We start from the raw sequence: 23,945 nt of genomic DNA, 5'->3' as shown, positions 1-23,945 counted from the left end.
AATGGCTAGATATAGAGGACCAGTTGAAAAATTAGAAAGAAGATTCGGTGTTTCTTTAGCTCTAAAGGGCGAGAGAAGATTGGCAGGTAAGAGTGCTTTAGATAAAAGACCATATGGACCAGGTCAACACGGACAAAGAAGAGGTAAAATTTCTGAATACGGCTTACAGCTTCGAGAAAAGCAAAAAGCTAAGGCTATGTATGGTATCTCAGAAAAGCAGTTTAGATCTATCTTTGTAGAGGCTAATAGACTTGATGGAAATACAGGTGAAAATCTCATACGTTTGATAGAAAGAAGACTTGATAATGTTGTTTATAGAATGGGGTTTGCCACTACAAGAAGATTTGCACGCCAATTGGTTACGCACGGACATATTTTAGTGGATGGAAAAAAGGTTGATATTCCTTCTTATTTTGTAAAATCAGGTCAAAAGATTGAAGTGATGGAGAGAACAAAGAATAATGCTCAGGTAGTTCGAGCGATAGAGCTAACGTCCCAGACAGGCATATCTCCTTGGGTAGATGTGGATAAAGATAAGAAATTTGGTATTTTTACACGTTATCCTGAACGAGAAGAAGTTGTGATTCCTATAGAGGAAAGGCTCATTGTCGAGTTGTATTCTAAATAATTAGGCGGTGAAAGAATGAAAACTATTAAAACAGCTCCCTATATTCCTACAGATATTAATATAGAAGAGATCGGTAAAAACAGAGTAAAAATATCAGTATATCCTTTTGAGTCTGGTTATGCAATTACATTGGCACATCCTATTAGGAGATTGTTGCTATCAAGCTCTGTAGGCTGTGCTCCCATAGCATTAAAAATTGAGGGTGTGGCTCACGAATTTGATTCTGTGAGGGGCATTTCTGAAGATGTTTCGCCTTTTATTGTGAATTTAAAAAATATTCGATTCCTTAGTAAGGTTTCAGGAAGTGATGATCAAATTGTTGTTGATTACTCTTTTAAAGGACCTATGAGTTTGACTGGAGCAGATCTTGAAAATGGTATTTTAGATATCACAAATAAAGACTCTTATTTGGCCACAATCAATGAAGATGCAGTTCTTAATTTTTCTATTATTGTTCAAAAAGGTATTGGATATGTTCCAAGTGAGGATATTAGAGGAATTATTCCCGAGAATTATATTCCGCTAGATGCATATTTTACTCCTGTCAAAAGAGCGGTTTATGAGATTGAAAATGTATTGGTTGAGGATAATCCAACTTATGAAAAAATTGTTTTTGATATTGAAACAGATGGTCAGGTTGAGCCTTATGTCGCCTTTAAAGAAGCTATTACTATTATGCATTCTCAAATGAGCATATTTGGTGCTGATATGACTTCAGTTCCCCTAACATCAAAGAACTCTTTAGAAGAAGTACTTGAGCTCAAGGATTTAATGGTGAAAATTGATACACTTAATTTAAGTGCTAGATGTTTTAACTGCTTAGATAGGACTGGTATTAGATATATTGGAGAGTTAGTTTTAATGACCGAGAATGAACTTAAAAATGTTAAAAATATGGGTAAAAAATCTTATGATGAGATCGCTGAAAAACTTCAAGATTTAGGTTATCCTGTTGGAAGTGAACTTTCTGAGGAAGTGAGATCATCTTTAAGTAAGAAAATTATAAAAATCAAAGGCTAAGGAGAAATAATGAGACATAATCACGGGTATAGAAAACTTGGTAGAACTTCTTCTCATAGAAAAGCTTTGTTAAAGAATTTGGCTATAGCACTTATTGAAAATAACAAAATAGAGACAGGAATTTTTAAAGCAAAGGAACTTCAATCTTATGTAGAAAAATTGGTTAGTGTTGCCAGAGTTGGTGATTTTAACTCTCATCGCTTTGTGTTTGCGTATTTGCAGCATAAAGTAGCAACTAAAAAGCTCATCACTGAAATTGCACCTAAATATGTAGATAGAAAAGGTGGCTATACTAGAATTCAACGAACTCGTATTAGAAGAGGTGATGCTTCAACAATGGCAATTATAGAATTTGTTTGATTCAGGGCTTCCTGAATCTTTTTTGTGTTTATTTGATTTCTTCTCTTTTTTTCATTTTTATCAATTTGATTTGGTTTTTGTTTTTATGGTATATTTATCCAAAACCAAAAGGCAATAGTGATGAATAAATTAACTCCCCAAGAATATTCTATTATAGTTCAGAAAGCTACTGAAGCTCCATTTACTGGAGAATACAATGATTTTTATAAAGAGGGAGTTTATGTTTGTAAGCAGTGCAATGCAGAGCTCTATACTTCAGAAGCAAAATTTAAATCAGGATGTGGTTGGCCAAGTTTTGATGATGAAATTCCCAATGCTGTCACACGACATGCTGATGCGGATGGACACAGAACAGAAATTGTGTGTTCAAAATGTGGAGGTCATTTAGGCCACGTTTTCATAGGAGAGGGTTATACAAATAAGAATACTAGACATTGTGTGAATTCTCTTTCTATTTCTTTTGTTCCAAAAAAACAATAAGTCCAAACGATGAAGAATGTTTATAAAAACTTAGAAGTTTTAGATAAAAGGATTATTGACAAATATATTTTGAATGAAGAAATATTGATAGAGAATGCAGCCAATGTGCTCTGTGAATTTATTTCAAAAATAACACACAAAATGAGTGTTGTTACGATTATTTGTGGTGGTGGGAACAATGGTGCAGATGGCTATGCTCTTGCTAGGAAACTTGTGGGCAATTATTTTGTCAGAGTATATATCGCCAAAGAACCAAAGACGGCTATGTGTCAGATTCAATACGATAGGGCAATGGAAGCAGGAGTTGAGAAAGTCAAAAAAATATTGCCCTGTGATATTTTGGTGGATTGTTTATTTGGAAGCGGTTTTGCAGGAGATATATCTATAGAGATACAAAAGTTAATTTCTGAAATGAACAAGAATGCTCAAACGAGGATTGCTTGTGATATTCCAAGTGGCATTGATGCACAAGGAAATATAAATCATGTCGCTTTTATGGCTGATTATACTGTTAGCATGGGTGCTTTAAAGAGTTGTTTTTTTAGCGATAGTGCAAAAGAATATATTGGAGAAATTCTAGTAGCTGACTTGGGGGTGAGTAGAAAATTATACGAGATTGATTCTCATATTCAATTATTAGAAAAAAGTGATATGGATCTTCCTCATCGTGAAAAAAGGAATGTTCATAAGGGAGATTTTGGTCATTTGTGCGTGTATGTAGGTGATAAAAGCGGTGCGGGGCTTTTGAGTGCCTTAGCAGGGTTTGCTTTTGGTGCGGGACTTGTGAGCGTGATGGGGAAGGGGTTTGAAAAACCTATTGAGCTAATGAGTGTCACAGAGATACCAGAGAACGCAAAGGCATTTGTTATAGGAATGGGAATGGGAACATTACCATCAGATCTTAATAAAATATTACATAAAGTTCCCTGTGTTTTTGATGCTGATATGTTTTATCAAGAATGCATAGTCGATATTTTAAAAAATCATGAGAATTTAGTTTTAACTCCCCATCCAAAAGAATTTGTTTCCTTATTAAAGATCTGCAAAATCGCTGATATTACCGTAGAAGAATTATCCAAAAACAAAATGGAAATTCTCACAGAATTTGCTTCAAGATTTCCAAAAGTTGTAATTTTACTCAAAGGCACTAATACTTTGATTGTGGAAGGTGATAAAATTTATATCAATACTTTTGGGATCCCTGCTTTGGCTAAGGGTGGGACTGGAGATGTCCTTAGCGGAATGGTTGGCGCACTAATCGCACAAGGTTATGATAGATTAAAAGCAGCTATAGTTGCTAGTTTGGCACATTCTTTTGGTGCTAGAAAAGAAAAAAGCACTTATGGTCTTACACCCTTAAAACTCATCGAAAATATTAAAGATTTCACGTAGCTTTTGTTGGATTTAATCTTTTTTTGATTGAAAATGCAATAGAATTCTATAAAAGTCTCAAACAGGTGAAAAATGGCAGAAATACCAAATAGTCCTAGTATTAATATTGAGAGAGTTGTTATATCTTCGATTATTTTTGATCCTAGTAGATTTGATGAAATCAAGGATTTGCTTGAGCCAAAAGATTTTTTTCATAAGCCACACAGAAATATTTTTGAGGCTTGTTTAGAACTTTTTGAACAAGATCTTCCATTAGATGAGGATTTGATACGATCTAAACTTTTTGATGGAAAAAAAATAAGCGATGAAGAGTTTTTGTATATCATTGCTACAAATCCAATTGCCAATATTGAGGCTTATATCAGAGAGCTCAAAAATGCCTCTATTAAAAGAGAAGTTCATTCGTTGGCAAACTTTTTACGAGAAAAATCTCTTGATATTAGCTCTAATAGTGAAGAGATTTTAGATGATGTAGAGAGGCAAATTTATAATATCTCAACAAAAAATATACAGAGTGATTTTAGAGAAAGTGAAGAAATTGTTAAAAGCACTGTTGGGATGATTGAAATGCTGAAGGCTAGGGGAAATAATCTTTTAAGAGGCCTAGATACAGGTTTTAGGGAACTCAATCGTCTAACCACTGGTTTTAATAAAGGTGAACTCATTATTATTGGTGCTAGGCCATCTATGGGGAAGACGGCCTTATTTTTAAGTATCGCTGAGGCGATTTTGCTCAAACAAGGAAAAGGAGTAGCGGCTTTTAGCTTAGAAATGCCCGCTGAGCAATTAATGCTTAGATTACTTTCCTCAATGGGATCTATTCCTCTTCAGGATCTCAAAGTTGGTAATTTAAGCGATTCTCAATGGAGTGAATTAACTCGTTGCTCTGAATTAATGAGTTCAAAAGATTTTTATATTGATGATGGAAGCTCTCTTACGGTCAATCAACTTCGTTCCAAACTTCGCAAACTTAAGAGTAAGAATCAAAATGTAGAGATAGCCATCATAGATTATTTGCAATTGATGCGGGGGAGTAGTAGCAGAAATGAAATCCCAAGACACGAGGAAATATCTGATATCAGCCGTGGGCTCAAAACTTTGGCTAGAGAGTTAGATATTCCTATAATAGCACTCTCTCAGTTAAATCGATCTCTTGAGTCTCGAGATGATAAAAGACCTATGCTCTCAGATCTAAGAGAATCTGGCTCAATAGAACAAGATGCAGATGTGATTTTGTTTTTATATCGTGATGGAGTCTATAGAAGAAAAGATGAAGAGCACAGACTTGCGAAGCTAAAAAGAGAAGGAGATGATAAGAAATATCAAGATGAACTTCAAAAGATTAGAAGAATAAGAGAAGAAGAAAACAAAAATAATGGCTTTGGCGAACCCGCAGAGTTAATATTAGCAAAGAATAGAAATGGAGAAGTTAGGAGCATAAAAATTCAATATCGTGGCATTTATACTCGTTTTGAAGACATCGCACAAGAAAGCGAGAGTTCTTATACTCCTACTAAAATTGATATTAGCCATATTTAAGTGTGAAAAAGTCCAAAATATCGCCTTATGCTATTGAGCTTATTGATGGTAAAAAAGAATGGTTTTATGCTATTAGTATTTTGATATTTATTTTTATATTTAATTTAGGTATTAAATATTACCATTTTTTACAGCTTAATTTTACTTCCCCACAAGAATTTTTTGGTCAAATCACTCTTCAGTATCCAAAAACAAAAGAAAAAGAACTCAAAGATGGTTCTAAAAAAATCACTCATTATTTTGTGCTTAAAATATCTGATTTTGATGGAAATACATTTTACACCACCACAAGAGAAGATATCAAAAATATTACAAATCGCTATGCTCGATTTTATGGACAATTGAGCCAATGTGATTTTATTAAATTTCTTAAAAGTTGCTATTTGAATGTCTATAGCATATCGCTTTTGTATCAAAGAGATTATAGGGATAAGATAAGAGATTTTATTGACTCACAACACCCCATTGAATCTAAAGATTTTTCTGATAGTGTAGGACAAAAACATCAAGTTAATTTAGTTGGCAACCTTTATCGTGCGTTGTTTATCGCAGATCCTTTACATAAAGATTGGCGTGATCTTTCAAATACCTTAGGTCTTTCGCATATTATTGCTATTAGTGGGTTTCATTTAGGGATTTTGAGTGCATTTTTATATGCTCTTTTTTGTCCATTTTATAGATACTTTCAAAGACGATATTTTTCTTATCGAAATGAGGCCTACGATCTTGGAATGATTGTATTGAGTTTTATGTTTGCTTATTTGGTGCTCTTAGATTATCAGCCATCTTTTTTTCGATCTTTTGTGATGGCCACAGTTGGTTTTTTGGTTTATTTTAGTGGATTAAGATTGGTGAGTTTCCCACTTTTATTTTTTGTTTGCTTATTTTGCCTCGCATTTTTTCCCAATCTTATTTTTAACATAGGTTTCATTCTTTCTGTTGCAGGAGTTTTTTATATTTTTTTATTTATGCGACATTTTCCCAAGATTTCAAAAATCCCTTATTGGATATGTTTTAATTTTACTATATTTTGGAATATTGATCCTATTGTGCATTACTTTTTTCCTTATTTTTCGCCTTATCAACTTATCTGTATTCCTGTAGGAATTATTTTTATCGTATTTTTTCCCTTGAGTTTAGTATTGCATTTTTTTCATTATGGTTCTTTTTTGGATGCTTTTTTCTGGAGTATTTTGCCCATAAAACCACCTTTTATTGAGTTTTATGCACCTTGGTGGCTAAGTCTTAGCTATATTGGACTGTCTCTTTGGTCAATAAAATCTCAAAAAGCATACTGGATTTTAAATCTATCAAGTATGGCTTTTTTTGCATTCTTAGTCTTAAAATATTTATATTTTTTGTAGTTAAAAGATTGTACAATAACACCATCAAAGATTAAGGAAACAAATGAATATAATTTTCAGGTTATTAGGCAAGGGCGTCATAATGTTATTGCCCATTATTATTCTATTGTGGTTTTTATCTTTTATTTTTGGTTTTATAAAAGGTTTCGTAGAGATACTTTTTGATACAACTGCAAATAGCGTGGGTGCTACGATTGGAATTCTTTTAGCGATGATACTTTTGCTTATTTATGCAGGATATTTATTTGAGAAAAATAGAGAATTTTTACTAGTGAGGGTCTCTGAATTTTTTATAAGCAAGATCCCTGGTATTGCTACGATTTATATGGTACTAAAAGATATTGTAAAGATGTTTTCTGGAAAAGGTGGAGATAATTACTTAGGGGTTGCCTATGTTGATTTAGCTGGTAATAGCGTGATAGGATTCATCACTAAAGAGGAAGATGGGTTTTATTGGATTTTTGTCCCCACTACTCCAAATCCCACTTCAGGTATTTTGCTTCGTGCAGAATATTCAAAGGTGCAAAAAATAGATATGAGTGTCTCAGAGGGTTTGAAAAAAGTCGTTTCATTGGGGATAAAGTGATTTCAAGGAAGTTTGAAGTGTTGAAAAAACTTAAAAATTTTAGCGAATTAGTTGCTTTTGAGCACACTGTATTTTCAGGTGCATTTATTTTGATTGCGATGGTTGTGGCATCTATGGAGATTAATAAAAGCGTTTGGTTTGGCTTTGATACTTTATTTTTATGTGCTTTAGCATTGGTGAGTGCTAGGAATTTTGCAATGGGATTTAACCGATATTGCGATCGCGATATTGATATTAAAAATTCTCGCACAAACACAAGACCAAGTGTAGATGGAAGGATTTCGCCAACATCGGTTTTATTGTTTTGTATTTTGAATGCAGTGATTTTTGTTTTAACAAGTTATTTTATCAATCAACTCGCTTTTTATCTTTCCCTTCCATTTTTGATGGTCCTTGGGGGATATTCTTATATGAAGAGATTTAGCTATTTGGCACATTTAATTTTAGGCATTTCCTTGGGACTTGCTCCTATTGCTGGAGTGATAGCAGTTCAAGGGGAGATTCCTTTATGGGGGTTATTTTTATCTATTGGAGTTGTTTTTTGGGTTGCTGGGTTTGATTTATTATATTCACTCCAAGATATTGATTTTGATAAAAAGGAGGGCTTGTACTCGATTCCTTCTATTTTTGGAGAACAAAAAACCTTACTTATCTCTCGTTTTTTTCATCTCTTTGCAGTGATTTTTTGGGGCTTTTTTGTTTATTTTTCACAAGGGTGGTTTTTTGCTTATGCTGGGCTTTTGGTTTCCATATGTATGCTCATTTATGAACAATATTTGGTGAGTTTGGATTTTAAAAATATCCCAAAGGCTTTTTTTGTGACTAATGGATATTTGGGCTTTGTATTTTTTATTTTTATATTACTTGATAGCAGTGTTAGGATGTTTTATGAAATCTGATTTTATGGAGATTTGTAAAGCTAATGGTATTTTTACACGCATTATTGCTTGTGGCTTTGAGCTTTTTTATGATAAGGCTTCAGATATCTATGAAAAAGAATATATGAAAATTGCAGATATGAATGCGGATGATTTTGAAAATTGGATTGAACGTTTAAAATCTAAAAATAAATTTGACAGAGACAATGAAGTAATGCTAGAGGTTTTGACTCAAATCTATTATAAACTCATCTCCATAGAAAATTTTATTAATAAACGTGAAGCCAATTTACATATATTAGGAAAAAAATCCAGTGTTTGTGCTTTAGGGCACGGGATAATCTGTATAGATTCCGCAGAGCTTGAAGTTGGAGCAGATTATTATATGCGTTTTGAATTACCCATTTTTCCAAAGCGAATCATTGCTAGTTTTGGACAAGCTATTTCTGAGCAGGTCATTAAGATTACAAAAATGCATCAAAAAGACACAGAGGATTTTGATATGTATATCGCAAATAAAGAAATGGAAAATCTCAGATTAAAACATAATACAAAGGATAAATAATGGTTTTTGACTCAGAGTTTTTGTTGATGGTATCTGGAGCATTGTTATTGATATTGATGTTTTTGATTTTATATATTTATATCAAAGATAAAGATGTCACAAAAAAGACTCAACGTTTGGAGAAAGTCATTGAGGCTTTAACAAAGGAGATTTATAAAACAAAAAAATGGATTCAAGAAAACGAAACTCAGACTGAGTTTGCTAATTCTACATTGGGCGTGAATATTAAAAATGAAGTCAAAAGCAATCTGAATTCAGGCCTTAAAAATCTTTCTTCTCAAATTCAAGAAATTCAGGAAGTTCTAACAAAAGATAGGGATTATTTTGAAGAAAAAATGATCGCACTTGAAAACAAAATCAGAGAGTTTGGGTATTTTTCTCCTAGTAGCACTGATGTTGATGAAAATCGTATCATTAAAATGTTTCAAGATGGTTGGAGTATTGATTCTATTGCCAAAGACCTCAGGGTAGGTAGAGGCGAAGTGGAATTTATTTTAAAACTTGCTGATATTAAGTAACAAGATTCTTGATATATGCGTATTGTTGAGTTTTACCCAGATCAAAAAATTTGCAGTTATATACAAACCAAGAAAAGCAAATTCAGGTATATGTATATTGAACAATGTCGTTCTCATTTTTATAAAGGACTTCTTCAAAGAGGTTGGAGGAGGTTTGGAAAGTATTTTTTTGTTCCAATGTGTGAAGTTTGCAGGGATTGCATTTCTATTCGCCAACTTGTGGGCGAGTTTAAATTCAGCAAAAACCATAAACGCATTTTAAAAAAAAATGAATTTTTAAAAATTATATTTTCACGCCCAAGTGTTGATTTGCAGCGACTCGCTTTATATGACAAATATCATAAAAAGATGGTAGAAAAAAAAGGTTGGGACTATAAAGGGATTGATCTAGATAGTTATGCAGATATGTTCACAGAAGGCGAAATGGATTTTGGTTTTGAGCTTTCCTATTATTTTGATGAAAAACTTATAGGCTTAGGATTGGTGGATGTGCTTTCAGATAGTATGTCGGCAATTTATTTTTTTTATGATCACGATTTTGCAGACTTAAGTCTTGGAACATTGAATATTTTAACTCAAATCAAAATAGCTCAACACAAAGGACTAAAATATTTTTATCCAGGCTATTGGATTAAAGACCACTATTGTATGGGGTATAAGGAACGTTTTAAGCCCTTTGAGATTTTAGAAAATACACCAGATTTATTTGATCAGCCTATTTGGCAAATTTATCAAAAGGAGAATAATGAAAATCAGTAATAAAGTTTCAAGACTGTTTGGGAAGTTTGCTAATTTTAGATTTCCTAGCGGGATTCAAAGATTTATTAATTGGGTGTATGTCAGGATTTTTGATATTAATATGAGTGAGTTTGGAGATATTTCATCTTATCCTAGCTTAAATGCACTCTTTACTCGTTCTTTACTTCAGCATAGAGATTTTGATGCTTCAATAGATGCTTTGATTTCTCCTTGTGATGCACTTATCACAGAATGTGGAAAAATTCAAAATAACACGGCATTGCAAATTAAAGGAATGTCCTATCAGGTAAATGAATTATTGGGAGAAAAAGATGGCCTAGATCAGGAATATTCTTATATAAATTTTTATCTCTCTCCAAAAGATTATCACAGGTATCATGCACCTTGCGAAATGGAGGTGTTTGAAGTGCGTTATTTTGCTGGGGAACTTTTACCTGTTAATAAACCTTCACTCAAAAAAAATACTGATTTATTCATAAAAAATGAGCGTCTTGTGGTGGTATGCAAAGATGTTAAAGGAAAAATAATGTATTTTGTTGCAGTAGGGGCACTTAATGTAGGGCAAATGGTGCTTCATTTTGAAAATAGGGTGCAGACCAATACTATAGCAAATCAAAATGCTATTTATACCTATGAGGTTCCAAAAATAATCAAAAAAGGAGATGAGTTGGGGATGTTTAAGATGGGATCAACGGTTGTGATATTTATTAAAGATGTAAAAAACCTTCCTTTGATTGACAATAAGGTCAAATTTGGGGATGTTATAGGTCAATTTGTTTGAATTAATATGCCAAAATCCCAAACAAGGATTAAAGATGCAAGAAATTAAAAAAAATATTAAACAGCTTTTAGATGAATTAGATGGATTATTGGTTGCTCATTTTTATCAAAAAGATGATATTGTGCAGATAGCTGATATCACTGGGGATAGTTTGGAATTAGCCAAAAAAGCAAGTCAGAGTGAAAAAAAATTGGTTGTCTTTTGTGGGGTTGGGTTTATGGGGCAGAGTGTTAAGATTTTGGCACCACAAAAAGATGTGATTATGCCTAAGCTTGCTTGTTGTTCTATGGCGAGAATGGTGAGCAGTGAATATTATGATAAAAGTATAGAGCTTTTTGAGAGCTATGGTATTAAAAAAGAAGATCTTTTACCAATTACTTACATCAATTCAAATGCTGAAGTAAAATCAAAGGTCGGCAAGATGGATGGACTCGTTTGCACAAGTAGTAATGCAGGTAAGATTTTTGATTTTGCTAGGACAAAAGGCAAAAAAATATTCTTTTTACCTGATAAATGTTTGGGTGAAAATCTTGCCAGAACAAATGGGCTTGAGTCAGCTATTTTGGGCATTGATGATAAAGAAAAAATATTGAGTGCAGATATTGTTTGTTATAATGGATTTTGTTCTGTTCATCAGCTTTTTACGCCTTCTGATGTGGATTTTTTTAGAGAAAAATATCCAGATATACTTATTGTTGTGCATCCTGAATGTGCTTCAGATGTTGTGCAAAAAGCTGATTTTGTGGGTTCTACAAGTCAGATTATCAATTATGTGAACTCCTTGCCAGTAGAACAAAAAGTCGCCGTTGGCACAGAATTTAACCTAGTCAATCGTCTTCGTCCTCCTATCAATGGTAAAAAAAATACTTTTGTCCTCTCTAGTACTATTCCTGAATGCCCTACGATGAATGAGACAACCTTGAAAGATGTTTTAGATGTTTTACAAGCATATAAAAATCATTCTCCCTATAATGAAATTTCTATTGATCCTGAAGTTTCTAAATTTGCAAAAAAAGCCTTAGATAAAATGTTGGAGCTATCATAATGATTGGAAATATTGAGAATTTTGTAAAAGATGTCTTGCTTGAAGATTTAGGCAGAGGGGATTTATTTGAACGCTTATTGGAAGAGAATTTTTTAGCTAGGGGTAAAATCATTGCCAAAGGAAATGGAATTCTTTCAGGAGAGATTTATATTCGTGAAATATGTAAAATCTATAATATTAATGCTACTTGGAATGTTGTAGATAAAGGAGAGTTTTATTCAGGACAGGTTTTATTAGAGCTTGAAGGTTATTACAAAACATTACTGAAACTTGAACGCACCATCTTAAATATATTACAGCATTCTAGTGGCATCGCTAGTAATACTTTTGAATATATCAAAAAGCTTGATGGGATTGATATAGCGATTTTAGATACAAGAAAAACACGCCCACTTTTACGGGAATTTGAAAAATATTCTGTGCGAAATGGTGGGGCAAAAAATCATCGAATGGGATTAGATGATACATTGATGCTAAAGGACACGCATTTGAAATACATCAAAGATGGAGATCTCAAGTCCTTTATAGAAAATGCGAGGAAACAAATCCCCTGGACAGCAAAAATTGAAATAGAGAGTGAAGATATAGAATTTGCTGAAATCGCTATGCAATCAGGGGTGGATATTGTGATGTGTGATAATATGCAACCTGAAGAAATCAAACAAGTTGTGAATTATAGAAATGCTCATTATCCTTATGTCTTGCTTGAAGGAAGTGGAAGGATTACAAAAGATACTATTGTTGAATATGCAAAAACAGGAGTAGATGCTATTAGTATCGGTTCTCTTATCCATCAAGCAGTTTGGATTGATATGAGTATGAAAATGGCATAAATGGATAAAGAATCTTATTTTATTAGAAAATTAGTTGAATCTAAAATCACACAAGGCATCGGAGATGATGCGGTGGTATTTTCAAATCGTCCATTGAATTTACATAGAGGCAAGGGATTTTGTCTCCCTAGTGATATTTCATCGCCTGTTTATGCTATGGATATGTTTTGGGAAGGAGTGCATTTTAAAAAGGGTTGGTTCTCTAATTATGAAATCTCAAAAAAAGCATTTTTGATAAACATATCAGATATTTTAGCAATGAATGCAATTCCTAAATACGCCCTTTTGGGAATATCAATTCCAAAAGATGCCTCTAAAACACTCCTAGATGATCTCCTTGCTGGAATCAAAAAAGTTTGCACAGAGTTCAATATCAAGATTATCGGTGGGGACACCATCTGTGGAAAAGAACTTGGAATGGCCATAAGTATGATTGGCGAAGCCCGGTTAAGACCTCTTTTTAGGATAGGAGCAAAGATAGGAGATCTGATCATTCATACTGGTAAGGTTGGAGGGAGTCACGCCGAACTCAAGACATTGCTAAAAACAGGCATGAAAATAAATAAAAAATCCCGATTTTATGAACCAATTTTAAGGACAAATTTTATTTATGCTATCAGTAGATTTGCACATTTAGGAATAGACATTTCAGATGGCATCAATGCCGAACTCAACAGACTTTCTAAAATACATCAACTTTATTTTAAGCTAAAAAATTCCTATGATAAAAATTTTCAAAGCGGAGAAGAATACGAAATGCTTTTTTGTATCTCCCCAAAAGATTATTTGCGTGTTAAAAAATTAGCATCTATTCATAGAGTAAATGTGAGTTGCATCGGAAAAGTGAGTAGGGGAAAGAATGCTTATCGATGTATGTGTTGGCATTGATTTTTTTAAACCTTATAAAAAACACTTTTTTACTTTGGAGTTAATTTCTCCTTCACAACAAAAACTATATAATCACATAATTTTTCTTAAGGAGTGAGATTTGAGCACTGTAGATATTTTGGTTTTAGATTTTGGGAGTCAATTCACCCAACTCATTGCAAGGAGATTGCGAGAATTTGGTATTTATGCAGAGATTGTCCCTTATTTTGAAACATTGCAAGAGATCAGGGCAAAAGCACCAAAGGGGATTATTTTAAGCGGTGGTCCTGCGAGTGTGTATGAAAAAGATGCCTATAAGCCTGATGCTGAAATCTTTAATCTTGGTTTGCCAATACTTGGAATTTGCTATGGGATGCAGTATATAATGGATTATTTTGGAGGAAAGGTACAAAAGGCATCTGCACATGAATATGGCAAGGCTAATTTAGATCTTGTCAATGAATGTCAATTATTTCAAGACTGCACAAATGGTGAAATTGTATGGATGAGCCACGGTGATAGGGTTGAGGTGCTCGGCAAAGAGTTTGAAGTGATTGCAAAAAGCTCTAATTCTCCTTATGCCGCCGTTCAAAATGAAAAGAAAAAAATTTATGCAGTGCAGTTTCATCCAGAAGTAGCCCATTCTAAAGAAGGTGGAAAATATCTATTTAATTTTGCACATAAAATCTGTGGTGCCAAAGCAGAATGGAATATGAAAAACTTTGCTCAAAATGAAATTCATAAACTCACACAAAAAATTCAAGGTGGCAAGGTACTTTGTGGTGTGAGTGGGGGCGTGGATTCAAGTGTGGTTGCTACACTTCTTTATCGTGCTATTAAAGAAAGGCTTGTTCCTGTGTTTGTAGATCACGGACTTTTAAGAGCGGGGGAGCGTGAAAGTGTGGAGCGTATGTTTTCAGAAAATTTAAGCGTACCTCTTGTGGTAGTTGATGCGAGTGAAATATTTTTAAATAGACTAGCAGGGGTTTGTGATCCTGAGAAAAAACGTAAGATTATTGGTGAGACTTTTATTGAAGTTTTTGAACAAGAAGCCAAAAAACACAACACAAATGGCGAGATAAAATACCTTGCACAAGGCACCTTATATCCCGATGTGATTGAATCTGTGAGCGTGAAAGGACCTAGCAAAACCATCAAATCTCATCATAATGTAGGAGGGTTGCCCGAGTGGATGAAGTTTGAACTCATTGAGCCTTTGAGAGAGCTTTTTAAAGATGAGGTGAGGGCGTTAGGAAAAGAACTAGGGATGCCCGAAGAAATGTTAATGAGACACCCCTTTCCTGGTCCAGGTCTTGCGATACGAATAATGGGAGAAGTCAATAAATCAGATTTGGAACTTTTGCGTAAGGCGGATATGATTTTTCTAGATGAGTTGCACAAGAGTGGCTATTATGATAAGGTTTGGCAAGCTTTTTGTGTCTTGCTCAATGTCAGATCTGTTGGCGTGATGGGGGATAATCGAACTTATGATAATACCATCTGTGTCAGAGCTGTGGAGGCTATCGATGGAATGAGTGCGACCTTTGCACATTTGCCACATAGTTTGTTAGAAAATATATCCAATCGCATCATCAATGAAGTTGAGGGAATCAATCGCGTCGTCTATGACATCACTAGCAAACCACCTGGTACGATTGAGTGGGAATAAGATTAAGAAGCTATTATTATGTATAAAACAATAGAATTATTTGCTAATTTTTTTTGCAAGTTAGATGAATTTTCATTTCATTATTATTTTTGTTGTTTAGATTTAAATAATTCAATAAAAAATACTATTTTTAAAATTTATATTATATAATTTTTGCAAGTGAGTCAAGAGGAGAGGGATTATAGAAAAGCTATCAGAGATAAATTAGGTACGCCAACTAGATTTGATGATAATTTAGCCTTTTATTTATTGCCTTTAAATATTCTAATTTTTATGTTATTTTTAGATACAATCCACAAATAACAATCCATCAAGAAGGTCTAAATGAAATTTAACAAAGAGTTAGATGATATTGTGCTCTATGAGCCTGGAAAGCCTGTTGAGTTGCTTATAAGGGAGTTTGATATCAAGCTTGAAGACATTATCAAATTAGGTAGCAATGAAAATCCATTTGGCTCTTCTTCTAAGGTTAGTTCTATTATTGAGATGGGATCAAAAAAAGCTAGTTTGTATCCTGATGATTCAATGTTTGAACTCAAGGATTCTATAGCTTGTAAATACAATATCAAGCCAAACAATATCATTATTGGTGCAGGAAGTGATCAGATCATAGAATTTTGTATTCGTGCTAAGTGTAATATCAATACAAAAGTCTTGATGGCAAGAATTACTTTTGCGATGTATGAGGTTTATACCAAGCAAGTAGGTGCAAAAATCATCAAAACATCTAGCATTCATCATGATATTAATGAGTTTAAAGCCCTTTATGATGAGCATAAACCTGGTGTAGTGTTTTTGTGCGTACCAAATAATCCACTTGGAGAGTGTTTGGATAAGGATGCTGTATTTGATTTTATTTCACATACATCTCCTGAAACTTTAGTGGTCATAGATGGTGCATATCAAGAGTTTGCTAGATATAAAGATAAGCGTAAGGGAATTGAACCCAAAGAGCTTCTAGAAAGATTTGAAAATGTTATTTATTTAGGAACATTTTCAAAGGCCTATGGTTTAGCTGGTATGCGTGTGGGATATGGATTAGCACATAACAATATTATTAATGCTCTGTGCAAACTCCGCCCACCTTTTAATGTCAGTATTTTGAGTTTAGATTGTGCAAAAGAGGCGCTTAAAGATGAAGAATTTGTTCAATCCACTATTGTATCGACATTTAAAGAGATGTCTAGATATGAGACTTTTGCAAATGAAAATGGAATAAAATTTATTCCTTCTTGGGGAAATTTCATCACTTTTGTTTTGGAAGAAAAGCATTCTAGCTCAGAGATTTGCGATTGGCTTTTGAAAAAAGGAATTATCATTAGAGGTCTGAAATCTTATGGTATGAATGCCATCAGGATAACCATTGGAACAGCCCATCAAAATGATAGAGTGCTTGAATCATTAAGAGAATTCTTTTCATCAAAATAGAAATAAATTAAAAACATCAGAGGATAGAATTTGGATATTAAAGCTTTATTTCAACAGATAACTAAATTTTTTACTAAACTCAATAAAAAACAAAAGATAGTCATTCTAGCTACTGTTGTTTTGATTGTTGCATTTTTGGTATTTTTACTCATTTTTCCTATTGGAGAGAAAAGAAAAGATGGGGGTTATTCTGTTTTATTTGAGGGCATGAATCCTAGCGATAATGCTTTGATCTTGCAGTATTTGCAACAAAATCAGATCCCATATAAAATCCCAAAAGAAGATACTATTCTTGTTCCTAGGGATAAGGTTTATGAAGAAAGAATAGCTTTGGCCACACAAGGCATTCCTAAGAGTAGCAAAGTTGGATTTGAAATTTTTGATGTCAAGGATTTTGGTGCCACGGATTTTGACCAGAAAATCAAGTTTGTACGTGCTACTGAGGGGGAACTTTCTCGCACTATAGAGAGTCTTAATCCAATACAAAAAGCCAATGTTCATATTGCTATTCCTAAAGACTCGGTTTTTGTAAGCAAGGAAGTCCCTCCAACTGCCTCAGTGATGTTAAAATTAAAACCCAATATGCGTTTAACCATACCCCAGATTATGGGAATTAAAAATCTTGTAGCCGCTTCAGTTGCAAAATTGATGCCAGAAAATGTAAAACTTGTAGATGAAGATGGTGAACCCTTAGGTGAAGGTGATGATTTTTCCACTTCCAAAGAACTTGCAGCCACACAGTTAAAATATAAACAAAATTTTGAAAATATTTTGGAAAATAAAATCCTCAATATCCTTTCTCCTGTAGTAGGAGGAAAAGATAAGGTTGTTGCTAGAGTGAATGCTGATTTTGATTTTAGTCAGAAAAAGAGCACAAAAGAAACTTATGATCCCAATAACGTGGTGCGTAGCGAACAGAACTTGGAGGAAAAAAGAGAAGGAACAGAACCAAAACAAATAGGAGGAGTTCCAGGAGCTGTAAGCAATATAGGACCTGTTCAAGGGCTTGAGGATACTAATACTAAAGAAAAGTATGAAAAATCCCAAAATACTACCAACTACGAAGTGGGTAAGACTATCAGTGAGATCAAGGGTGAATTTGGAGTTTTATCACGACTGAGTGCTGCGGTGGTGGTCGATGGTAGATACAAAAAAGTTACCAAAGATGGGGTGGAGAGCATAGAATATGTGCCTTTAAGTGCAGAGGAAATGCAAAAAATTGACTCTTTGGTTAAACAGGCCATTGGCTATTCTCAGCAACGTGGAGATGATGTAGCGGTAAGTAATTTTGAGTTTGATGCAAAAACAGAAAATTATATCCCCCTCACTGGTTTTGAAAAATTCTCTGCAGATGTTGAAAAATATCTTGGCCCATTTATGCCACTTCTTAAATACGTTCTTGTAGCAGTGGTAATATTTATTTTCTACAAAAAGATTATTTCTCCATTTGCTGAAAGAATGCTAGAAGTTCAAGAAAATGAAGAGGACAAAATTGAATCTTTATTTGAAATCAATGATGAAGATGATGGGGATATTAATAAGTTCAGCGAGATGAGAAAAAGGGTTGAAGATCAGCTTGGACTGAGTGGTGATTTTAGCGAGGATGAAGTAAAATATGACGTTTTACTTGAAAAAATCAAAAGTAGCATTGAAGAAAAACCCGAGGAAATTGCCGCCTTGTTCAGGACGTTGATAAAAGATGAAATCAACCCTGAAAACAGGTCATAGGAGTAAATAAAATGGCTTCAAAACTGAGTCCCAAACAAAGAGCACAATATGATGAGCTTTCAATGGCTGAAAAAATTGCTATTTTGCTTATTCAGGTTGGTGAAGATGCCACCAGTGAGGTTTTTAGGCATTTAGACATTGATAGTATCACAGAAATTAGTAAGCAGATTATGCAACTTAACGGAACTGATAAGAGTATCGGTGGGGCAGTTTTAGAAGAGTTTTATGCTATATTTCAATCCAATCAATATATCAATAGTGGTGGATTGGATTATGCTAGGGAGCTTTTAAATAAAACACTCGGACCAGAAGAAGCGAAAAAAGTCTTAGATAAACTCGCTAAAAGTATGCAATCTACTAAGAATTTTTCTTATCTTATGAAAGTCAGACCACAACAGCTTGCAGATTTTATTGTCAATGAACACCCTCAGACTATTGCCCTTATTCTTGCACATATGGATTCTTCAAGTGCAGCTGAGACTTTGGGTTATTTTCAAGATGATATGCGGGCGGAGATTTCTATCAGAATGGCAAATTTAGGGGATATTTCCCCCAATGTCGTTAAAAGGGTTTCCACAGTGCTAGAAAACAAACTCGAATCCCTCACTAGCTATAAGGTCGAAGTTGGAGGTCCTAGGGCTGTTGCAGAGATGTTTAATAGACTCGGTCAAAAGGCAGCAAAAGCCACAATTTCTTATATTGAACAAATTGATGAGCAGCTTGCTAGCGAGATAAAAGAAATGATGTTTACCTTTGAAGATATTTCTAAACTTGATAAGAATGCTATCAGAGAGATTCTTAAAATTGCAGATAAAAAAGATTTGATTTTAGCACTGAAGTCTTCACCTGATGAGCTTAAACAGAAATTTTTGGATAATATGAGTACACGTGCAAGTGAGCAATTTGTAGAAGAAATGCAATTCTTAGGTGCTGTGAAAGTAAAAGATGTGGAAGTCGCACAGCGTAAAATTGTAGAAGTTGTGCAGACTTTGTCTGAACAAGGACTTATTCAGATAGGAGAGGAAGAAGATGTTGTTGAGTAATTTTGAGGAAGAGAACCTGATCGCTAAAAATGAATTGACAAAGCATAATATTCAAAGATATGAATTTAAGTCTATTGTCAAAAATGCAAACGATGAAACTCAAGAAGAAATAAAATTTTTTGAACCTTCTCGTCCAGAAACAGTCTCTAATAATTCTCAAGATATACAAGAAGTCAAGAAAAATTTACCATCATTAGAAAAAGATCTGATTGAAAGACTTTTGCAGAAAACTGATGAGCTCTCTGGATCTCTTGCTAAGCTTCAAATTCAGTTTGAAAAACAACAGCTTGAAATTGAAGAAAGGGTTGTTGGTGCTCGTAGCGATGGCTATAAAGATGGGCTTAAAGAAGGAGAAGAGAAAGCAAAAAAAGAAATGCTAGATGCTATTGAGAAAGAAAAGACTACTCTGATTCATTCTGCCATTACGCTAGATAAGGAAATGAAAAAATCTCAAGCTCATCTTGAAGAATTGGAAAAAGAACTCAGTGCTATTGCTGTAGATATTGCCAAAGAAGTCATCATTAAAGAGGTTGATTCAAGCAGTCAAAAAGTAGCTCTAGCATTAGCAAGAGAACTTTTATCTAGCATTGTAGATGCTACTGATATACATATCAAGGTCAATACAAATGATTACCCCTATCTAAATGAGAATCTCAAAGATTCTGAGAAAATAAAACTTGAACCTAGTGATGCTATCTCAAAAGGTGGAGTTGTTATCACTTGTAGTAATGGCAATATTGATGGCAATATCATGACTCGTTATAAGACACTTAAACAGAGCGTATTGGACAATCTAAAGGCATGAGATGAATCCTGTACTTGCACAAGATATTTTAGATCTTTCGGTAATGGATATTGTGTCGTTATCAGATCTTTGTCAGAAAATTCGCCATAGAATTTTAGAGGTTGTAAGCACTAATGGGGGACATTTGAGTTCCACTTTGGGTGCTGTAGAGCTTATTGTAGCTATGCATAAAGTTTTTGATTGCAAAGAGAATCCTTTTATTTATGATGTGAGTCATCAAGCTTATGCACATAAACTACTTACAAATAGATGGAAAAGTTTTGATACTCTTAGGCAATTTGAAGGAATGAGTGGATTTATAAAGCCTTCAGAATCAGAGTTTGATTATTTTGTTGCTGGACACAGTTCGACTTCTATATCCATTGGCGTGGGGGTTGCCAAAGCTTTTGCATTGCAGGGGAAAAGTGGTATTCCTATAGCACTCATAGGAGATGGAAGCATGAGTGCGGGTTTGGTTTATGAAGCTCTTAATGAACTTGGTGATAGAAAATACCCAATGATTATTATTTTAAATGATAATGAGATGAGTATCGCTAAACCTATTGGAGCTATTAGCAAGTATCTTTCGCATTTAATAGCTGGACCTATGTATCAGTCTGTAAAAGATAGAATCAAAAAACTTTTGGACAAGATGCCAGATAGCGCTACTTACATCGCCAAACGCTTTGAAGAGTCTTTTAAGCTTATCACACCAGGTATTTTGTTTGAGGAGATGGGTATTAATTATATCGGACCTATCAATGGGCATCATTTAGAAGAGATTATTCACGCATTGAATTTGGCAAAAGATATGAGATGTCCTGTGATTATTCACGCTCAAACAATAAAAGGCAAAGGCTATGAGATAGCAGAGGGAAAATATGAAAAATGGCATGGAGTAGGGCCGTTTCATATTGACACGGGAAAATCTAAAAAATTTGCTAGTACTCAAAGTCCAACAGATATTTATTCTCAAACACTCCTTGAGTTAGCCGATGAGGATGAAAAAATCGTGGGTGTCACTGCTGCAATGCCTGGTGGAACGGGATTGGGTGTGTTGATTGATAAATATCCAAATCGTTTCTGGGATGTGGCTATTGCCGAACAACACGCTGTGACTTCTATGGCCGCATTAGCAAAAGAGGGGTTCAAGCCATTTGTGAGTATTTATTCGACATTTTTACAACGTGCTTATGATCAGATCGTGCACGATGTAGGGATTATGTCCTTACCTGTGAAATTTGCAATTGATAGAGCTGGTATTGTGGGAGAAGATGGTGAAACCCATCAAGGCCTGTTGGATATTTCTTTTCTCCGATCTATTCCCAATATGGTTCTTTTTGCTCCTTATGATAATCCTTCTTTAAAAAAAGCAATTCTTTTTGCTTCAAATTATTCTTCTTCTCCTTGTGCTTTTAGGTATCCACGTGGAAAATTTGTAATGAATGATGGGATCTTTGAAGATAAAGATTTTATTATTGGAAAATCAGAGCTTTTGATAAAAGATGGAAGTATCTTGCTTATAGGCTATGGAAATGGAGTTGGAAGAGCATATGAGGTTTATTTATTACTCAAGGAAAAGGGCATAAAGGCTAGTTTATTGGATCTTAGATTCCTTAAACCTTTAGATAAGGATTTGAAAAATATTATGAGTTCTTACAGTCATGGGTTTGTTTTTAGTGATAGTTATAGAATGGGCGGAGTGGGCTCGGCACTACTTGAATATATTGCAGAAAATGACATGCAGATAAAATTACACAGTTTTGAAGTGATGGACTCTTATATTCCACAGGGCAACACCCCTATAGTTGAAAAATCCATAGGATTAGACTCTCAGGGTTGTGCCATTAGGATTATGAAAATGTTTGATGAGTGTTGTAAAAATTCTCAATCATAGCGATTTAAAAAACCACCGTTTTATTTCCGTGTATAAAAACCCTATCACTTAATACAAGCTCAATCGCTCTAGCAAAAACGACTTTCTCTACATCTCTACCAGCTTTTTGCATATCCTGCCAACTGTAGGTATGATCAATTTTGGTAATATCTTGGGTGATGATAGGTCCTTCATCAAGATGATCATTCACAAAATGAGCTGTAGCCCCAATAATCTTAACTCCTCGTTCATATGCCTGTTTGTATGGATTTGCACCAATAAATGCAGGTAAAAAACTATGATGGATATTGATGATTTTATTTTTATATTTTTCTACAAAATTTGGAGATAATATTCTCATATATTTAGCTAGTGCCAAAAAATCCACTTCAAATTCATTGCATTTATTTAGTACAAGTTTCTCGTGCTCTTCGCGAGAAATATTTTCAGAGCTTATGTGAAAAAAATCAATCCCAAATCTTTTCACAAGTTCTTCAAGATTGGAATGATTACTGATGATGGCCTTAATATTGACATTAAGTTCTCCGCTATCATAACGCAGTAATAGATCACCCAAGCAATGATTTTCCTTTGTGCATAAAATAATAATGGATTTTTTCTTTTCTTCCACTACATTGATTTGTGCTTCAGGAGGCAAAAAGGCGTGAATATCTTTTTTGAGATTTTTGGCATCTGTATGACCATTCACCACAGTTCGCATAAAAAATTGATTGCTGAGCTTATCTACAAATTCATCATTGCGTTCAATGTTTAAACCGTGCTTGAGCAACACTGAAGAGATGTTAAAAACGAGTCCTTGTCTATCTGGACAAGTTATCAGTACAATATGCCTCATTGAATTCCTTATTTAAGAGTGTAGGCAAAAGTATTTATCATTATTTGCGTACTTGTTTTGATGATCTTATCTAGATATGCTTCAAACTTATCTTTTTTTAACCAAACAGGATTTTGCACTTCAGAGAGATTTTTAAGCATTTCTATTGCTTGATTTTGGGTGCCAATAGTATCAATAAGTCCTAGTTTGAGAGCTTTTTTTGCACTAAATACCTTCCCTTGTGCGTATTCTTTGGATGATTTAATGTCAAGCCCTCTAGTATCGGCTACATCAGATACAAACATATTGTATTCTTCTTGAATAAGATCTTCAATAAAACCCCTTTCTTGAGGAGTCCATTTTCTCATAAAAGTACCGACTTGTTTGTATTCTCCAGCGGCTATGACTTGTTCTTGAATACCTAATTTTTTAGCAAGTTCTGAAATATTTACTCCATTAAAGATTACTCCGATTGAACCTATCAAAGCCCCTCTGTTTGCATAGATTTTATCTGCATACATTCCTGCATAGTAACTCCCACTTGCCATAACCCCCTCTACATATGCTATAACAGGCATTTTTTGCTTGAGTTCTGCTATCATATCACCAATTTCTACACTCGCACTCACACCACCACCAGGTGAATTGATGATAAGTAGAACTCCTTTGATGCTAGGAGTATCTAAAATTTTATTAATCTGAGTTCTAATTCCTTCACTATCAATGATGGGGCCTTGTAAATAAATTTTCGCAAGATTTGGGGTATTGATACTTGAAGAACTTGGAGTTACCGATATTATCAAAATAATAACGATAAGTAAAAATACCATTGCTTTAAAATATTTTGTAATAAAATCTAATGGCATCACGATGAAACTAAGAAGTTTTTTTATCATTGTTGTTCCTATGTTTTTGGGGTGTTCAAATGCGGGATTATATTAGAAAATCCCTTGGATTTTGCTTTTTA

Annotated in this window: 24 protein-coding genes; 22 read left to right on the top strand and 2 right to left on the bottom strand. The window is 34.1% G+C overall.

From position 1 onward, the window contains the following. The first annotated feature begins 1 nt into the window (after position 1). From rpsD to dxs, 22 genes are all read left to right on the top strand, one after another. On the top strand, positions 2-628 hold the full coding sequence (gene rpsD, locus BKH42_RS01965) for a 30S ribosomal protein S4 (protein WP_095294334.1): 627 nt from the start codon (positions 2-4) through the stop codon (positions 626-628). A 15-nt stretch (positions 629-643) separates the two neighbouring features. Continuing rightward, a complete protein-coding gene (locus tag BKH42_RS01960) occupies positions 644-1,648 on the top strand; it encodes a DNA-directed RNA polymerase subunit alpha (RefSeq protein ID WP_180673895.1) in 1,005 nt (334 codons plus the stop codon). 9 nt (positions 1,649-1,657) lie between these two features. Further along, entirely contained in the window at positions 1,658-2,008 is a 351-nt protein-coding gene (rplQ, locus tag BKH42_RS09400) for a 50S ribosomal protein L17 (protein WP_180673893.1), read from the top strand. Between the two features lie 120 nt (positions 2,009-2,128). After that, on the top strand, positions 2,129-2,488 hold the full coding sequence (locus BKH42_RS01955; protein ID WP_095294331.1) for a methionine-R-sulfoxide reductase: 360 nt from the start codon (positions 2,129-2,131) through the stop codon (positions 2,486-2,488). A 9-nt stretch (positions 2,489-2,497) separates the two neighbouring features. Continuing rightward, a complete protein-coding gene (locus BKH42_RS01950; protein ID WP_095294328.1) occupies positions 2,498-3,880 on the top strand; it encodes an NAD(P)H-hydrate dehydratase in 1,383 nt (460 codons plus the stop codon). Between the two features lie 72 nt (positions 3,881-3,952). Continuing rightward, complete coding sequence (locus BKH42_RS01945) at positions 3,953-5,419, top strand: replicative DNA helicase (RefSeq protein ID WP_095294325.1); 1,467 nt, start codon at positions 3,953-3,955, stop codon at positions 5,417-5,419. A gap of 2 nt (positions 5,420-5,421) precedes the next feature. Further along, positions 5,422-6,783 carry a ComEC/Rec2 family competence protein gene (locus BKH42_RS01940; protein WP_095294322.1) on the top strand — a complete coding sequence of 454 codons (1,362 nt, stop codon included), beginning with the start codon at positions 5,422-5,424 and terminating at the stop codon, positions 6,781-6,783. A 43-nt stretch (positions 6,784-6,826) separates the two neighbouring features. Further along, positions 6,827-7,369, top strand: coding sequence for a DUF502 domain-containing protein (locus BKH42_RS01935; protein ID WP_095294320.1), 543 nt, complete (start codon positions 6,827-6,829; stop codon positions 7,367-7,369). A gap of 17 nt (positions 7,370-7,386) precedes the next feature. Then, on the top strand, positions 7,387-8,268 hold the full coding sequence (gene mqnP / locus BKH42_RS01930) for a menaquinone biosynthesis prenyltransferase MqnP (protein WP_095294318.1): 882 nt from the start codon (positions 7,387-7,389) through the stop codon (positions 8,266-8,268). After that, positions 8,258-8,812, top strand: coding sequence for a hypothetical protein (locus tag BKH42_RS01925; RefSeq protein WP_095294315.1), 555 nt, complete (start codon positions 8,258-8,260; stop codon positions 8,810-8,812). The genes mqnP and BKH42_RS01925 overlap by 11 nt, the downstream gene beginning before the upstream one ends. Further along, on the top strand, positions 8,812-9,330 hold the full coding sequence (locus tag BKH42_RS01920; protein WP_257874227.1) for a helix-turn-helix domain-containing protein: 519 nt from the start codon (positions 8,812-8,814) through the stop codon (positions 9,328-9,330). The genes BKH42_RS01925 and BKH42_RS01920 overlap by 1 nt, the downstream gene beginning before the upstream one ends. Before the next feature lie 15 nt (positions 9,331-9,345). Further along, positions 9,346-10,089 (top strand): arginyltransferase, encoded by a 744-nt coding sequence (locus BKH42_RS01915; RefSeq protein WP_095294310.1) that lies wholly within the window; start codon positions 9,346-9,348, stop codon positions 10,087-10,089. Then, the gene (locus BKH42_RS01910; protein ID WP_180673899.1) at positions 10,073-10,870 is read left to right on the top strand and encodes a phosphatidylserine decarboxylase; all 798 of its coding nucleotides are present in this window, start codon (positions 10,073-10,075) and stop codon (positions 10,868-10,870) included. Before BKH42_RS01915 ends, BKH42_RS01910 begins: the two co-directional genes overlap by 17 nt. A gap of 34 nt (positions 10,871-10,904) precedes the next feature. After that, a complete protein-coding gene (nadA, locus tag BKH42_RS01905; RefSeq protein ID WP_095294304.1) occupies positions 10,905-11,915 on the top strand; it encodes a quinolinate synthase NadA in 1,011 nt (336 codons plus the stop codon). Then, positions 11,915-12,748 (top strand): carboxylating nicotinate-nucleotide diphosphorylase, encoded by an 834-nt coding sequence (gene nadC, locus BKH42_RS01900; RefSeq protein ID WP_095294302.1) that lies wholly within the window; start codon positions 11,915-11,917, stop codon positions 12,746-12,748. Before nadA ends, nadC begins: the two co-directional genes overlap by 1 nt. Then, the gene (locus BKH42_RS01895) at positions 12,749-13,636 is read left to right on the top strand and encodes a thiamine-phosphate kinase (protein WP_095294299.1); all 888 of its coding nucleotides are present in this window, start codon (positions 12,749-12,751) and stop codon (positions 13,634-13,636) included. Positions 13,637-13,736: 100 nt separating this feature from the next. Then, positions 13,737-15,284 carry a glutamine-hydrolyzing GMP synthase gene (gene guaA / locus BKH42_RS01890; protein WP_095294296.1) on the top strand — a complete coding sequence of 516 codons (1,548 nt, stop codon included), beginning with the start codon at positions 13,737-13,739 and terminating at the stop codon, positions 15,282-15,284. A 324-nt stretch (positions 15,285-15,608) separates the two neighbouring features. After that, the gene (hisC, locus tag BKH42_RS01885; protein WP_095294293.1) at positions 15,609-16,712 is read left to right on the top strand and encodes a histidinol-phosphate transaminase; all 1,104 of its coding nucleotides are present in this window, start codon (positions 15,609-15,611) and stop codon (positions 16,710-16,712) included. A 30-nt stretch (positions 16,713-16,742) separates the two neighbouring features. Further along, complete coding sequence (fliF, locus tag BKH42_RS01880) at positions 16,743-18,440, top strand: flagellar basal-body MS-ring/collar protein FliF (RefSeq protein ID WP_095294290.1); 1,698 nt, start codon at positions 16,743-16,745, stop codon at positions 18,438-18,440. An 11-nt stretch (positions 18,441-18,451) separates the two neighbouring features. Further along, on the top strand, positions 18,452-19,483 hold the full coding sequence (gene fliG / locus BKH42_RS01875) for a flagellar motor switch protein FliG (protein WP_095294288.1): 1,032 nt from the start codon (positions 18,452-18,454) through the stop codon (positions 19,481-19,483). Beyond that, the gene (fliH, locus tag BKH42_RS01870; protein ID WP_180673891.1) at positions 19,470-20,288 is read left to right on the top strand and encodes a flagellar assembly protein FliH; all 819 of its coding nucleotides are present in this window, start codon (positions 19,470-19,472) and stop codon (positions 20,286-20,288) included. The genes fliG and fliH overlap by 14 nt, the downstream gene beginning before the upstream one ends. A gap of 1 nt (position 20,289) precedes the next feature. Next, positions 20,290-22,164 (top strand): 1-deoxy-D-xylulose-5-phosphate synthase, encoded by a 1,875-nt coding sequence (gene dxs, locus BKH42_RS01865; protein WP_095294286.1) that lies wholly within the window; start codon positions 20,290-20,292, stop codon positions 22,162-22,164. 4 nt (positions 22,165-22,168) lie between these two features. Here the strand turns inward: dxs and purU are convergent, their stop codons facing one another. Next, on the bottom strand, positions 22,169-22,999 hold the full coding sequence (purU, locus tag BKH42_RS01860) for a formyltetrahydrofolate deformylase (protein ID WP_095294283.1): 831 nt from the start codon (positions 22,997-22,999) through the stop codon (positions 22,169-22,171). 8 nt (positions 23,000-23,007) lie between these two features. After that, the gene (sppA, locus tag BKH42_RS01855; protein ID WP_095294280.1) at positions 23,008-23,874 is read right to left on the bottom strand and encodes a signal peptide peptidase SppA; all 867 of its coding nucleotides are present in this window, start codon (positions 23,872-23,874) and stop codon (positions 23,008-23,010) included. Positions 23,875-23,945: the final 71 nt, after the last annotated feature.

The sequence above is a fragment of the Helicobacter sp. 13S00482-2 genome (assembly GCF_002272795.1).
Taxonomy (GTDB): Bacteria; Campylobacterota; Campylobacteria; order Campylobacterales; family Helicobacteraceae; genus Helicobacter_J.
Note: the sequence above shows the minus strand (reverse complement) of the source record. Positions and strands in the feature narration are given on the sequence as shown.

Coding starts and splice junctions, on each gene's coding strand:
- fliG (WP_095294288.1), top strand. CDS start 18,452: ATGGCTTCAAAACTGAGTCCCAAACAAAGAGCACAATATGATGAGCTT.
- BKH42_RS01925 (WP_095294315.1), top strand. CDS start 8,258: ATGAAATCTGATTTTATGGAGATTTGTAAAGCTAATGGTATTTTTACA.
- BKH42_RS01945 (WP_095294325.1), top strand. CDS start 3,953: ATGGCAGAAATACCAAATAGTCCTAGTATTAATATTGAGAGAGTTGTT.
- dxs (WP_095294286.1), top strand. CDS start 20,290: ATGAATCCTGTACTTGCACAAGATATTTTAGATCTTTCGGTAATGGAT.
- BKH42_RS01950 (WP_095294328.1), top strand. CDS start 2,498: ATGAAGAATGTTTATAAAAACTTAGAAGTTTTAGATAAAAGGATTATT.
- BKH42_RS01935 (WP_095294320.1), top strand. CDS start 6,827: ATGAATATAATTTTCAGGTTATTAGGCAAGGGCGTCATAATGTTATTG.
- BKH42_RS01955 (WP_095294331.1), top strand. CDS start 2,129: ATGAATAAATTAACTCCCCAAGAATATTCTATTATAGTTCAGAAAGCT.
- BKH42_RS01920 (WP_257874227.1), top strand. CDS start 8,812: ATGGTTTTTGACTCAGAGTTTTTGTTGATGGTATCTGGAGCATTGTTA.
- sppA (WP_095294280.1), bottom strand. CDS start 23,874: ATGATAAAAAAACTTCTTAGTTTCATCGTGATGCCATTAGATTTTATT.
- BKH42_RS01895 (WP_095294299.1), top strand. CDS start 12,749: ATGGATAAAGAATCTTATTTTATTAGAAAATTAGTTGAATCTAAAATC.
- rplQ (WP_180673893.1), top strand. CDS start 1,658: ATGAGACATAATCACGGGTATAGAAAACTTGGTAGAACTTCTTCTCAT.
- purU (WP_095294283.1), bottom strand. CDS start 22,999: ATGAGGCATATTGTACTGATAACTTGTCCAGATAGACAAGGACTCGTT.
- nadA (WP_095294304.1), top strand. CDS start 10,905: ATGCAAGAAATTAAAAAAAATATTAAACAGCTTTTAGATGAATTAGAT.
- hisC (WP_095294293.1), top strand. CDS start 15,609: ATGAAATTTAACAAAGAGTTAGATGATATTGTGCTCTATGAGCCTGGA.
- BKH42_RS01915 (WP_095294310.1), top strand. CDS start 9,346: ATGCGTATTGTTGAGTTTTACCCAGATCAAAAAATTTGCAGTTATATA.
- fliH (WP_180673891.1), top strand. CDS start 19,470: ATGTTGTTGAGTAATTTTGAGGAAGAGAACCTGATCGCTAAAAATGAA.
- nadC (WP_095294302.1), top strand. CDS start 11,915: ATGATTGGAAATATTGAGAATTTTGTAAAAGATGTCTTGCTTGAAGAT.
- rpsD (WP_095294334.1), top strand. CDS start 2: ATGGCTAGATATAGAGGACCAGTTGAAAAATTAGAAAGAAGATTCGGT.
- BKH42_RS01960 (WP_180673895.1), top strand. CDS start 644: ATGAAAACTATTAAAACAGCTCCCTATATTCCTACAGATATTAATATA.